The sequence below is a fragment of the Thalassococcus sp. genome, assembly GCF_982780845.1.
This window is the reverse complement of sequence record NZ_CEYADA010000015.1, coordinates 26,661-39,010: the sequence shown is the minus strand read 5'-3', so window position 1 is coordinate 39,010 and position 12,350 is coordinate 26,661. Positions and strand designations below refer to the sequence as shown.

Sequence of the window (12,350 nt, the reverse complement as noted above, 5' to 3'; positions counted from 1 at the left end):
CTTAAGGCGCCTTTCTACTGTCATATCTCTCAACAAATTCAAGCACCGCTTGGTTCCAACCTTCGGGTCCCGACTTTGTCGTTTTGGTAATTTTGCCTGTTTGCAAACCGCGTAACGCGGGCATCTCAGGCGCATGGTCGTTGCGGATGATCACACCAAAGTCTGCGGTATCCAGCATCTCGGCGTCATTCGGTGCGTCCCCAAGCGCGAGCGTCATGGTCGCACCAAGCTTTTCGACGATATCGCGCATCCCGTCGGCCTTTGTCCGGCCAAACGACAGCGTCAGAAACCGCCCACCACGTCGCATGGAAATCCCCTGCTCCGCCAAGGCTTCTCCAAAAGCATTCAGTTCTTCGTCCGTGCCAGCCCACAGCCCCGGTTCGGAAAACGCCCGCAACAGCGCATTGGACGCTTTGTCCAAATCTAGCCCTGTGATGTCTGCGACCTCTTGATCGGTCATTTGGCCGAAGCCTGTGAACTTAGCGCGCAGTACGGCTGGTACAGCGGTCAATCGCTTTAGGATCGTGTCATACTCGGACCGATCCAAATCACCGCTTTTGCCATCGGTCACCCCCGCCCCGTTTTCAACGATCGCGGGCCAGTGCGAGATGCCCATTTCCGATTGCATGACCGACATCTCCGCAGCGGTTTTGCTGCTGGCCAAAACCAAGGGAATTTCGCACGCAGCCAATCGCTCAATCGCCGGTTTGGCCGCTTCCCAGCTGTAGGTGTCGTGATCCAGCAAAGTGCCATCGAGATCGGAAAAAACGGTAAGCAACGATGTCGGTGTGCCAGTCACGTGGTGCCTCTTTCTGTCTGCCCTTAGTCAAACGGGATTTGCAGCAGAGTCCAAGCTAGATGCCGAATTTTCAAGCAATCGATTAAGAATACACCCCCTGCCGCCCATTCTTTAGGCAACCAGGCAAGCCCTAGAGAGCGGTACGCCATCCATGACCCTATGAATAAAAGCTCGCTCAGTGTGAGCAGAAATAAAAGAGTGGCAACGGAAAGATAGGTTGGCGGAGGCTCAGGGATTCGAACCCTGGGGACGCTCATCACGCCCAACGGTTTTCAAGACCGCCGCATTCGACCACTCTGCCAAACCTCCGGTTCGCTGGGCATAGCCCCAGATTTTCGATTCTGAAAGGTCCTAACGGGGAAAATCCGCCGAAGTAGGACCGTCAGGCTTTTCTTAAAGGCGGCATCAGGCTATTGTCCGCGCGAACAATAATGCGCCAAACACGCAGACATGCCACTGACCGATGCAGTTGGGGGCGGGAACAGGCAATGGGTCAAATTATGAGCAGCAAGTTTTTGGGTAAGCCTTTGTCAGGTGCTCTTCGGCAAGGCACCGTAATTGCAGTAGGTTTTGCGGCACTTGCCGGATGCGACGCATCCCAGATGCCCGGATTTCTTCAAGCAAAAGACAGCTCGGCATCGGTTCAGGAAACGGGCTCGTTCGGCACCGGAAATCTGGTGGAACGCGACATCGAGGCCCCTGAAGTTTTCCAGGCCAATGAGGCCGGTCTTTGGGATGGTCGCCCATCCCTGGGTGGTGTTTGGGTTGCTCACCCCAATGTGAAAGAGCCCGAGCGCGTCATCATCCGGAATGAACAGAATGGCCAGTTCGTGATTGGCGCGCTGTTCAAACGTGAACGCGAAACACCCGGCCCGCGCCTGCAGGTCAGCTCGGATGCGGCTGCAGCCTTGGGCGTTCTGGCTGGAAGCCCTGCGAACCTGAGTGTCGTGGCACTTCGCCGTGAAACCGTTGAGGAAACACCGCCACCCGCTGTGACACCGCCCAACATGCCTGTCACCGCCGACGGGCTTGAAAGCGCGCCTGAAATCGAGGCAGCTGCCCTAGATCCGATCACATCCAGCGCTGCTGCCGCAATCGAAAGCGCACCCGAACCTGCGCCCGCGCAACAGCCTGCCACGTTGACACCACCGGCTGCGTTGGAAAAACCCTTCATCCAGATCGGTATTTTCAGCGTCGAACAGAACGCCAAGAATACCGCGACGGCCATGAAACAGCAGGGCATGATCCCAACCGTTAAAAAGCAGACATCGTCTGGCAAAACGTTCTGGCGTGTGATCGTCGGACCGGCCCAGTCCAAGTCAGAAATCTCGACACTGCTGAAAAAAATCAAAGCTGCCGGTTTCACTGACGCCTACACGGTGACAAACTAAACCGTCTTCAACATCACCACGGCTGGCCGGTTATTGCTAGCCTTCGGAATAATGGAGTTGCCCATGCTATCGCCCCTTCGTCTTCTGGCCGGAGCGTTGCTGATATGGATGCACTCGACCGTCGCGGCGGTCGCATTTGATACCCCTGCCCGTGCGGCCTTTGTGCTGGACCAATCCACAGGAACGGTTCTTCTGTCCAAAAACGCCGACGAAAGCCTGCCGCCTGCGTCGATGTCCAAGCTCATGACGCTTTACATGGCGTTTGAAGCGATCCGCGATGGTCGCTTGACGTTGGATGAACGGCTCCCCGTCAGCAGCCACGCGATGTCCTATGGTGGCTCGACCATGTTTCTGGACACCACAGACCGTGTCAGCGTCGAAGACCTGATCCGCGGGATCATTGTGCTGTCCGGCAATGATGCCTGCGCCGTGATTGCCGAAGCGCTCAGCCCGAACGGAACCGAAGCCGGCTTTGCGCAACTGATGACGCAGCGCGCGCAACAGTTGGGCATGACCAACTCGACCTTCGCCAACTCAAACGGCTGGCCCGCGCCCGGCCATCGCATGTCGATGCGGGATCTGGTTTTGCTGGCGAATAACATCATCACCGAGTTTCCCGAATTTTACGAAATGTTCTCGGAGCGCCGGTTCGAGTTTGACGGTCGCGCGCCGCAAAACGTTGCCAACCGCAACCCGCTGTTGGGCTTGGGCATTGGGGCCGACGGCCTGAAAACCGGCCATACGCAAGAGGCAGGCTACGGTCTGGTGGGGTCTGCCGTGCAAAACGGCCGCCGTGTGATCTTTGCGATCACCGGTCTCGACAGCACAAGCGCCCGCGCAGAGCAGTCAGAAGCCATTGTGAACTGGGCGTTTCGCCAGTTTGCCGAAAAAACAGTGGTGACCAAAGACAAGAAAGTCGCCGAAGCACAAATCTGGATGGGCGCGGAAACATCAGTTGATCTGGTAAGCAACGAAGACGTGCGTCTGCTGTTGCCTGTCGCGTCAGTTAAACCTGTGGAATCCGAGGTCATCTACACAGGTCCGATCCAAGCGCCGGTGAACAAAGGCGACCGTCTGGCGGAATTGATCATTCGCCCCGAAGGCCTTCCTGAACATCGCGTTCCGCTGTACGCGGCATCCGATGTGGGCAACGCCGGCTTTATCAGCCGTGTGTCCACAGTGGGTTCTGTGCTTTTCAAACGTCTTTCCAGCGACACGCAAGGCGCGATGTGACCAAGACCGGAATGTTCATCAGTTTTGAAGGTATCGACGGGTCTGGGAAATCCACGCAGGCCCGTTTGCTTGCCGACCGTTTGCGCGCGGATGGCCATGATGTGATCTTGACCCGTGAACCCGGCGGCAGCGAAGGCGCGGAACAAATTCGCAATCTAGTTCTGAATGGCCCGACAGATCGTTGGTCGCCCCAGACCGAATTGTTATTGTTCAATGCTGCGCGCCGCGATCATCTGGAACGCCTGATCTGGCCAGCGCTTGAAGATGGTAAGATCGTTGTCTGTGACCGGTTTGCAGATTCCACCCGCGCCTATCAGGGCAGTACCCGTGGTGAACGGCGTAAGTTGGTGGATGACCTGCATAACCTGATGATCGGCGTGGAACCGGATATGACGGTTCTGGTCGATATCGATCCGAATACAGGCCATTCCCGCGCTACCGAACGGAACACTGGCGATGACCGTTTCGAAGGCTTCGGATCAGATTTTCAGGTCACAATGCGCCAAGCGTTTCTGGATATGGCCGACGCCAGCCCGAACCGGTTTCAGGTCATCGATGGGGATGGCACAATCGACGAGGTGTCAGACCGGATTTACGCGGCGGTGACACAACGCCTTGCACAAAATGCGGATGCCTGATGGCAGAGCCTGTTGATCTCCCGGAACCTGACCGCGTTGAGGGTGCCCCGCACCCACGCGAAACGCTGCGCCTGATCGGTCATGATGCGGCTGAACGGGGTTTTCTGGATGTGTATAACTCTGGTCGTCTCCACCATGGGTGGCTGATCACCGGACCTCGTGGTGTGGGCAAGGCAACTTTTGCCTGGCGCATTGCCCGTTTTTTGCTGGCCACGCCCCCTGCCGACGACAACGACATGTTCGGCGCACCGCCCACACCGGAAACCTTGGACATTCCCGAAGACCACCCCGTCATGCGCCGCAGCATGGCGCTGTCGGAACCCAACCTTTACCTTCTGCGCCGTGGCCCCAATGAAAAGGGCGACAAGCTGGCCAATGAAATTCTGGTCAAGGAAGTGCGTAAGCTGAAGGGCTTCTTCTCGATGTCATCGGCGGATGGTGGCCGCCGCGTTGTGATTATCGACGCCGCAGACGAGATGAACACAAACGCGGCCAACGCGATCCTGAAGCTGCTGGAAGAGCCGCCCGCCAACACGATCATGCTGCTGATCTGTCATCAGCCCGCGCGCCTTTTGCCGACGATCCGGTCCCGCTGCCGTGAGTTGCGACTGTCGCCGTTGTCGCCGGCGGACATGTCCACGGCCTTGGGCGGAACCGGCGCGGACATGTCACCGGCGGATGCCGATGCTTTGGCAGAACTGGCGGGGGGGTCCGTGGGCGATGCGCTGCGCCTGATCCATCAAGACGGTCTTTCCCTGTATCAGATGCTTATGCGGATCATGGCCACGATGCCCGACCTTGACCGCCCCGCTGCGCTGAACCTTGCGCAATCATTGGCTGTGCGCGGTCAGGAAGAAAAGCTTGGGCTGTTCTTTAAACTGGTTGATCTGGCAATGGTGCGCCTTGCGCGCACAGGGCTAGGCATGCCGCCTGCCCGCTTTGCCAGCAGCGACGAACAGGCGGTGCTGACCCGCCTTTCCCCGCATTCGGTGGCGGCACGTGAATGGGCGACGCTTGCCCAAGAAGCAGGCGACCGCGCCCGACACGGTCTTTCGGTCAATGTGGACCCTGCTTCGATCGTGTTCGACATGTTTATGCAAATGCGCGAGACGGCTGCGAAACTGCGCTAATACCGCTTCCCGCCTTGACCCCTGTGCGGCCTTCCTAGATATCCAAATCAAGCACGATAACGGATTGACTATGACGCACCCGCGGATCACCGACAGCCACTGCCATCTGGATTTCCCCGATTTCGACGAAACCCGCCCCGAGGTCATTGCCCGCGCGGTCGAGGCGGGCGTGCACCGGATGGTGACGATCTGCACGCGTTTGAAGAACGAACCGCTTGTCCGTAAGATTGCTGAAGACAACGATCCGGTGTTCTACGCTGCGGGCACCCACCCGATGAGCGTTGCGGACGAACCGATGGCGACTGTCGATGAATTGGTTGCCCTGTCCCAGCATCCGAAATTCGTGGGCATCGGCGAAACGGGTCTGGATTACCACTATACCGCCGACAGTGCCCAGGTTCAGAAGACATCCCTGAAGATCCACGTTCAGGCCGCGCAGGAAACCGGTTTGCCGTTGATCATTCATGCGCGTGCAGCTGACGATGACATGGCCGATATTCTAAGCACGGCCCACAAGGCCAAACCCTACACCTGTGTGATGCACTGCTTTTCGTCCAGCGCCGAACTGGCCAAGGCGGCCTTGGACTGTGGGTTTTATCTGTCGATGTCAGGCATTGCAGCCTTCCCCAAATCTCAGGAATTGCGCGATATTTTCGCGGCCGCTCCGCTGGATCGCATCCTTGTCGAAACCGACAGCCCTTACCTTGCGCCACCGCCCTATCGTGGCAAGCGCAACGAGCCGTCCTATTCTGTCCATACCGCCCAAAAAGGCGCCGAGGTCTTCGGTATCGACTATGCCGAGTTTGCCGCAGCAACCGAAGCCAACTTTGACCGCCTCTTCGCCAAAGCCGCCGCATGGAGCCCCGCATGACGAACGAATTGCGGTTCACAATTCTTGGCTGCGGATCGTCCGGTGGCGTGCCGCGCATCGGCGGGCATTGGGGCGATTGCGATCCATCCAATCCCAAAAACCGCCGCACACGCTGTTCGATGCTGGTGGAACGTGTCAGCGATGCTGGCACCACGCGGGTTCTGATCGACACCTCGCCTGACCTGCGCACCCAACTGCTGGACGCCGGTGTCGGCGAGATTGACGCGGTGATCTACACCCACGCCCATGCGGACCACACCCACGGTTTGGATGACCTGCGCATGATCGTTTACAACATGCGCGCGCGCCTGCAGGTCTGGGCTGATGAACCCACACGCGACAACCTATTCGAACGGTTCCGCTATGCGTTCGAAACCCCCGAAGGCAGCAGCTACCCGCCCATTCTGGATATGAACCTGATTGATGGCGATGTGACGGTCACTGGTGCGGGCGGCGAGATTACGTTCAATCCCTTCCTTGTCCGTCATGGCGGGATGGATGCGCTAGGCTTCCGTATCGCGGGCCTTGCCTACCTTCCTGATGTTGCCAGCATTCCCGACGACGCCTGGACGCATCTGGACAATCTGGATGTCTGGGTTCTCGATGCCCTGCGCCGCGATCCCCATCCGACGCATTCCCACCTGGCCCAGTCACTTGAGTGGATTGAAAAGGTCGCCGCCAAACGCGCTGTGCTGACCAACATGCATATCGATCTGGATTACGAGACCGTTCTGGCCGAAACGCCGGAACACGTCACCCCCGCCTACGACGGCATGGTCATCACCCTGCCGCTCTAATTCAAAGGACCCGCCATGCAGGCGCTGTTAGAAGTTATCCTCCCCGTCTTTCTGGTGATTGGCGCGGGGTATCTGGCCGTTTGGCGCGGCGGGTTCAGCAACGATGCGGTCGACGGATTGATGAAGTTCACCCAGAACTTTGCAATCCCCTGCCTTCTGTTCAAAGCGATCTGGACACTAGACCTCGGCGACAGCTTTGATCCGAAACTGCTGGTCAGCTTCTACACCGGCTCGGCCACAGGGTTCACTTTGGGCATGGTCGTGTCCCGTTTCGTGTTCAAGCGCGATTGGGAAGACTGCGTTGCCATCGCTTTTGCCTGCCTCTTTGCCAACTCGGTCCTGCTTGGTCTGCCGATCACGGAACGCGCTTACGGGCCGGACGCACTTCAGGCGAACTATGCGATCCTCGCGATGCATTCGCCGTTTTGCTACGGTCTGGGCATCACCACGATGGAGATCGTGCGCGCCAAAGGTAAAACCGCGATCGGCACCGTGCGCACGGTACTGAACGCCATGCTGCACAATGCGCTGGTGATCGGCATTATGCTGGGTGCGGTGTTCAACATCTTTGATCTGGGTCTACCAAGCCCCGTGACAGACGCGCTTGATATGATGATCCGCGCGGCGCTTCCGGCGGCATTGTTCGGTGTGGGCGGCGTGTTGTTCCGCTACCGTCCGGACGGAGATTTCCGTGTAATTGCATTCGTTTGCTTTGTGTCACTCGTGTTGCACCCGACCATCACATGGACCTTGGGTAAAGCGTTCGAACTGCCGACCGAGGCCTTCCGCTCTGCCGTTATCACCGCGGCCATGGCACCGGGCATCAACGCCTATGTCTTTGCAAACATGTACGGTCGGGCAAAACGCGTCGCAGCCTCGTCTGTCCTGATCGCAACCGCCCTGTCGCTGGGCACAGCGTGGGCATGGCTAAGCGCGCTGCCATAAGGTCGCGTTGAAACCGGTAAATTTTCTGGGAAATTGGTGCGGTCGAGAAGACTCGAACTTCCACGGGTGTTACCCCACAGCGACCTCAACGCTGCGCGTCTACCATTCCGCCACGACCGCACGTCTTGACTTGGTAGCGCGGCGTATAAATCAGCCTCTGCACGATGTGAAGAGCAAATTGACGGAAATCCGCGCCATCGCACGAATATTTGCCGCAGGGGGTCTGGGCTTGCACTTCCCTGCCCGACGCGGGCAAATGGAGCCCGAGTTCAACAGCCTTAACCGGCGCAGAAACTGGCACTTATCATGATCGAATGGCGCAATACCCCCGGGCTGACAGATTACGACGACGCGGTTGCCTTTATGGAAAAGCGTGCCGCCGAAATCGCCGAGGGCACAGCCAATGAACTGATCTGGCTGGTCGAACACCCGCCTCTTTATACTTCCGGCACCAGCGCCAAGATCGAAGATCTGAAAGACCCCGACCGGTTTCCGGTCTACCCGTCCAAACGCGGTGGCCAGTTCACCTATCACGGGCCCGGTCAGCGGGTGGCCTATGTGATGCTGAATGTCGGCGAACGCGGACGTGATGTGCGCTGCTTTGTGCGCGATCTGGAAAAATGGGTGATCCTGACTTTGGAAGAATTCGGCCTGACCGGACACATCCGGCAGGGTCGTGTTGGCGTCTGGATCGAACGTCCGGAAAAGCCTGCCCTGCCCTCGGGTGACGTGGCCGAAGACAAGATCGCCGCCATTGGAATCCGGCTGAAAAAATGGGTCAGCTTTCACGGAATCTCGATCAATGTCGAGCCAGAGCTGAACCATTTCGACGGGATCGTTCCCTGCGGAATCACCGATTACGGCGTTACCAGTCTGGTTGATCTTGGTCTGCCTGTGACGATGGACGATCTGGACGTCTCACTTCAGCGCACGTTTTCCATGGTTTTCGGCGAAGAGCCTAGGAACAGCTGACATTTCCTGCGTCCAAGAATCACGGCTGATAGACGCTCTGGCACTGGCATAGCGCATTTCTGATGATGCGAATCAATTGATGGTCATTTGATTACCAGCAGGTGTCATGGGCGCGAAAACGGGTGTCGAAAATCAACTCAGGGGCTGAATTTCCGGAATTTCGCCACCAAAGTCTTAAACCTTCCAGTGACGGACCCCAGACTGCGACAAAAATAACCCCCATGCGGCAAAACCGATCATTGCCGTACACGATTGCATTCCCTAAAACGTACCAACAATTCCATGGGGGTGGTCCGTCTTGGTTCGCCCTCCGTGCACTATCACCTGAGGAGGCACACAATGGCAGACGCCGCCATTCACGGCCATGACCACGAAGATGAACGCGGGTTCTTCACGCGTTGGTTCATGTCCACCAACCACAAAGACATTGGTATTCTGTACCTGATCGTGTCCGCGTTCGCGGGCTTCATCTCGGTCGCGTTCACAGTGTACATGCGTCTCGAGCTCATGGAGCCGGGCGTTCAGTACATGTGTATGGAAGGCGCCCGCATGACCGCAGCTGCGGCGGGCGAATGTACTCCGAACGGCCATCTCTGGAACGTCATGATCACCGGTCACGGCATCCTGATGATGTTCTTCGTTGTTATTCCTGCGCTGTTCGGCGGCTTCGGCAACTACTTCATGCCGCTGCAAATCGGTGCGCCGGACATGGCGTTCCCGCGTATGAACAACCTGTCCTTCTGGCTGTACGTCGCTGGTACATCGCTGGCGGTTTGCTCGGTTTTCGCACCGGGTGGTAACGGTCAGCTGGGTTCCGGTGTGGGCTGGGTTCTGTACCCGCCGCTGTCCGTACGTGAAGGCGGTCTGTCCATGGACCTCGCGATCTTTGCGGTTCACGTGTCTGGTGCGTCGTCCATTCTGGGCGCGATCAACATGATCACAACCTTCCTGAACATGCGTGCCCCGGGCATGACACTGTTCAAGGTTCCGCTGTTCTCGTGGTCGATCTTTGTCACATCGTGGCTGATCCTGCTGTCCCTACCGGTTCTGGCGGGCGCGATCACCATGCTGCTGACAGACCGTAACTTCGGCACAACCTTCTTTGATCCTGCCGGTGGCGGTGACCCCGTTCTGTACCAGCACATCCTGTGGTTCTTCGGCCACCCAGAAGTTTACATTGTTATCCTTCCGGGCTTCGGCATCATCAGCCACGTAATCGCGACATTCGCACGTAAGCCGATCTTCGGTTACCTGCCGATGGTATGGGCGATCATTGCGATTGGTGCTCTGGGCTTCGTCGTATGGGCGCACCACATGTACACAGTTGGCATGTCGCTGCAGCAGCAGTCCTACTTCATGCTGGCAACTATGGTTATCGCGGTACCGACAGGTGTTAAGATCTTCTCGTGGATCGCCACAATGTGGGGCGGCTCGATCGAGTTCAAAACACCGATGCTGTGGGCCTTCGGCTTCCTGTTCCTGTTCACCGTTGGTGGCGTTACAGGCATCGTACTGTCGCAGGCTGGTATCGACCGCGCCTACCACGACACATACTATGTGGTTGCACACTTCCACTACGTAATGTCGCTGGGTGCTGTTTTCGCCATCTTCGCGGGTATCTACTTCTACCTGCCGAAAATGACAGGCCGCATGTACCCCGAGTGGGCTGGTCAGCTGCACTTCTGGGCGTTCTTCATCGGTGCGAACCTGACGTTCTTCCCGCAGCACTTCCTGGGTCGTCAGGGCATGCCGCGTCGTTACATCGACTATCCTGAGGCATTCGCCACATGGAACTATGTATCGAGCATCGGCGCATTCCTGTCCTTCGCTTCGTTCATCTTCTTCTTCGGCGTGATTTTCTACTCGGTCTTCGCCGGCCGTAAGGAAACACGGAACAACCCGTGGAACGAATACGCGGATACGCTGGAATGGACCCTGCCTTCCCCGCCGCCCGAGCACACGTTCGAGCAGCTTCCGAAGCAGGAAGACTGGGACAAAGGCCACGCGCACTAAGCGCCTGACCTGACCAAAAGAAAGCCCCGCAGTTTTGCGGGGCTTTTTCTTTGCAGGTGTGCAAAAAACTACGTCGTCTGAGACACCTTGCCTCTGGCCTTGGACGCCCAAAAGATTACTTTCGCGACATGCCTTACTCTTGGTCTGAAAACACAGCTTCACATCCCGCGCAGGAACTTCGGCTTTGGCCGCACCAGTCCCTGCCACCCAAGGGTTTTGCCGCGTTCATTCTGACCACCTATCTGCTGTTCACAGTCCCGCTTTATGGACTGTTGGGGACCAAGTTGCTGTGGGGGCTTTTGCCGTTTCTGCTGATCACTTTGGCAGGGGTCTACTATGCCCTCAGGCGCAATGATCGCGACCGACAAATCCTTGAGGTTTTGACCATCACGCCAGACAACACCCATCTTCTTCACCGGTCCGCAAAGGGCGCTGAACAGGAATGGGACTGCAATACCTACTGGGCGCGGGTCGCGCTTTATCCCAAAGAAGGCCCCGTGCCGAATTACATCACGTTGTCAGGCTCTGGCCGCGAGGTGGAAATCGGCTCTTTTCTGACAGAAGAAGAGCGTTTGACGCTTTATGCAGAGTTGAACGACCGGTTGCGGCAAGCTACACGCCAGTAATGGCACAAGTCCCTGCAACACCAAAATTCCAACGCGTTAAAACGCTTATGAAGGCCCGCTTGGGTGATCCATCAAGCGTGGCGAAAACGGATGGGTTGCAGGCGTCGGAAATCGCCGCGTTGAACTTGCGTGCGGCTCTTGCAGACCAGGCCAGCCAGCCACTGGCTAAACAGGTCATTTTTCTGATCCCTCTGGTATCGCCAAAGGATGTGACCGACTGGGACGCTGTCACGGGACGTCTGAACCGAACGCTGCAAAGCTTTCTGGACCAGACCAATCCGAATTGGCGCGCTGTTGTCTGCTGTCAGGAACAGCCCCCCCTGCCCGACGATCCGCGCATCAGCTACCTACCCTTCGGTGAACCGTTCGAAGGCAACGACAAATGGCGCAAGCTGCATCACCTTGCCGACAGCCTGAACGCCGCGAACGATCCGGCCGGATACGTCATGAGCTTTGATGCCGATGACCTGCTGCACAAAGGTGCGGTCGATCACATGCTGTGCACTCAGGCCAGGGGCGGCTATCTGGTCGAACAAGGGTTCGTGCGCGACGTAGCTGCGGGCGACATCGCACTTGCGGGACGTCCGACGCTTGCGCTGCCCCTTCGGAAACCATTCTGGAAGCTTTGCGGGTCCTGCGTGGCCTTGCGGTATGATCCTGAAATCGCGGAAAGCGCACCGTTCATTCAGGCAATGACACAGCACGAACATCGCATGTTCCCCTATCTTGCCAAACTGGCCGGACTGCCGCTGACTGCGTTGTCGGAACCAATGGTGCTGTATGAGCTGAACCACGGCGAAAACTTTGGCGAGCGTCGCGGGCGCGTCAGCTTTAAGACGCGCTTTGTGCAGCGGTTCAAAATTTCTGACCAACGCACACTTTCCGGACTCGATCAGAACTTTCCGAGCTGACGGCGCACTTAACTGCGCGCGCCT

General features: G+C 57.6%; 12 protein-coding genes and 2 tRNA genes. 11 read left to right on the top strand and 3 right to left on the bottom strand.

Translation table 11 applies throughout. From position 1 onward, the window contains the following. Position 1 precedes the first annotated feature (1 nt). Both AC4FIA_RS15200 and AC4FIA_RS15195 read right to left on the bottom strand, forming a co-directional pair. Complete coding sequence (locus tag AC4FIA_RS15200; protein ID WP_490366554.1) at positions 2 to 799, bottom strand: HAD-IIB family hydrolase; 798 nt, start codon at positions 797 to 799, stop codon at positions 2 to 4. Positions 800 to 1,017: 218 nt separating this feature from the next. Continuing rightward, positions 1,018 to 1,108, bottom strand: a tRNA-Ser gene (locus AC4FIA_RS15195). Positions 1,109 to 1,299: 191 nt separating this feature from the next. Here AC4FIA_RS15195 and AC4FIA_RS15190 point away from each other — a divergent pair. The 7 genes from AC4FIA_RS15190 (at position 1,300) to AC4FIA_RS15160 (ending at position 7,804) form a co-directional block, all read left to right on the top strand. Next, a complete protein-coding gene (locus tag AC4FIA_RS15190) occupies positions 1,300 to 2,190 on the top strand; it encodes an SPOR domain-containing protein (RefSeq protein WP_490366553.1) in 891 nt (296 codons plus the stop codon). A gap of 63 nt (positions 2,191 to 2,253) precedes the next feature. Next, complete coding sequence (locus AC4FIA_RS15185; RefSeq protein ID WP_103910012.1) at positions 2,254 to 3,423, top strand: D-alanyl-D-alanine carboxypeptidase family protein; 1,170 nt, start codon at positions 2,254 to 2,256, stop codon at positions 3,421 to 3,423. Further along, positions 3,420 to 4,061, top strand: coding sequence for a dTMP kinase (gene tmk / locus AC4FIA_RS15180; RefSeq protein WP_234994714.1), 642 nt, complete (start codon positions 3,420 to 3,422; stop codon positions 4,059 to 4,061). The genes AC4FIA_RS15185 and tmk overlap by 4 nt, the downstream gene beginning before the upstream one ends. Next, a complete protein-coding gene (locus tag AC4FIA_RS15175; RefSeq protein WP_490366552.1) occupies positions 4,061 to 5,191 on the top strand; it encodes a DNA polymerase III subunit delta' in 1,131 nt (376 codons plus the stop codon). Before tmk ends, AC4FIA_RS15175 begins: the two co-directional genes overlap by 1 nt. 70 nt (positions 5,192 to 5,261) lie before the next feature. Further along, positions 5,262 to 6,062 carry a TatD family hydrolase gene (locus tag AC4FIA_RS15170; protein ID WP_490366551.1) on the top strand — a complete coding sequence of 267 codons (801 nt, stop codon included), beginning with the start codon at positions 5,262 to 5,264 and terminating at the stop codon, positions 6,060 to 6,062. Beyond that, positions 6,059 to 6,859: an MBL fold metallo-hydrolase gene (locus AC4FIA_RS15165; protein ID WP_287474613.1), complete on the top strand. Its 801-nt coding sequence runs from the start codon at positions 6,059 to 6,061 to the stop codon at positions 6,857 to 6,859. The genes AC4FIA_RS15170 and AC4FIA_RS15165 overlap by 4 nt, the downstream gene beginning before the upstream one ends. Before the next feature lie 15 nt (positions 6,860 to 6,874). Continuing rightward, the gene (locus tag AC4FIA_RS15160; RefSeq protein WP_490366550.1) at positions 6,875 to 7,804 is read left to right on the top strand and encodes an AEC family transporter; all 930 of its coding nucleotides are present in this window, start codon (positions 6,875 to 6,877) and stop codon (positions 7,802 to 7,804) included. Positions 7,805 to 7,838: 34 nt separating this feature from the next. Here AC4FIA_RS15160 and AC4FIA_RS15155 read toward each other — a convergent pair. Next, a tRNA-Leu gene (locus AC4FIA_RS15155) sits at positions 7,839 to 7,924 on the bottom strand. A 186-nt stretch (positions 7,925 to 8,110) separates the two neighbouring features. Between AC4FIA_RS15155 and lipB the strand changes: the two genes are divergently transcribed. From lipB to AC4FIA_RS15135, 4 genes are all read left to right on the top strand, one after another. Beyond that, a complete protein-coding gene (gene lipB / locus AC4FIA_RS15150; protein ID WP_490366549.1) occupies positions 8,111 to 8,776 on the top strand; it encodes a lipoyl(octanoyl) transferase LipB in 666 nt (221 codons plus the stop codon). A gap of 339 nt (positions 8,777 to 9,115) precedes the next feature. Continuing rightward, entirely contained in the window at positions 9,116 to 10,789 is a 1,674-nt protein-coding gene (gene ctaD / locus AC4FIA_RS15145) for a cytochrome c oxidase subunit I (RefSeq protein ID WP_287474607.1), read from the top strand. Between the two features lie 128 nt (positions 10,790 to 10,917). Beyond that, positions 10,918 to 11,415, top strand: coding sequence for a DUF2244 domain-containing protein (locus tag AC4FIA_RS15140; protein WP_490366548.1), 498 nt, complete (start codon positions 10,918 to 10,920; stop codon positions 11,413 to 11,415). Positions 11,416 to 11,474: 59 nt separating this feature from the next. Beyond that, on the top strand, positions 11,475 to 12,326 hold the full coding sequence (locus AC4FIA_RS15135) for a hypothetical protein (protein ID WP_490366547.1): 852 nt from the start codon (positions 11,475 to 11,477) through the stop codon (positions 12,324 to 12,326). The last annotated feature ends 24 nt before the right edge of the window (positions 12,327 to 12,350 follow it).

What these genes read in the sequence shown, in the direction of transcription:
- AC4FIA_RS15175 (WP_490366552.1), top strand. Translation starts at nt 4,061, where the DNA reads ATGGCAGAGCCTGTTGATCTCCCGGAACCTGACCGCGTTGAGGGTGCC.
- AC4FIA_RS15160 (WP_490366550.1), top strand. Translation starts at nt 6,875, where the DNA reads ATGCAGGCGCTGTTAGAAGTTATCCTCCCCGTCTTTCTGGTGATTGGC.
- AC4FIA_RS15170 (WP_490366551.1), top strand. Translation starts at nt 5,262, where the DNA reads ATGACGCACCCGCGGATCACCGACAGCCACTGCCATCTGGATTTCCCC.
- AC4FIA_RS15185 (WP_103910012.1), top strand. Translation starts at nt 2,254, where the DNA reads ATGCTATCGCCCCTTCGTCTTCTGGCCGGAGCGTTGCTGATATGGATG.
- AC4FIA_RS15165 (WP_287474613.1), top strand. Translation starts at nt 6,059, where the DNA reads ATGACGAACGAATTGCGGTTCACAATTCTTGGCTGCGGATCGTCCGGT.
- AC4FIA_RS15140 (WP_490366548.1), top strand. Translation starts at nt 10,918, where the DNA reads ATGCCTTACTCTTGGTCTGAAAACACAGCTTCACATCCCGCGCAGGAA.
- ctaD (WP_287474607.1), top strand. Translation starts at nt 9,116, where the DNA reads ATGGCAGACGCCGCCATTCACGGCCATGACCACGAAGATGAACGCGGG.
- lipB (WP_490366549.1), top strand. Translation starts at nt 8,111, where the DNA reads ATGATCGAATGGCGCAATACCCCCGGGCTGACAGATTACGACGACGCG.
- AC4FIA_RS15190 (WP_490366553.1), top strand. Translation starts at nt 1,300, where the DNA reads ATGAGCAGCAAGTTTTTGGGTAAGCCTTTGTCAGGTGCTCTTCGGCAA.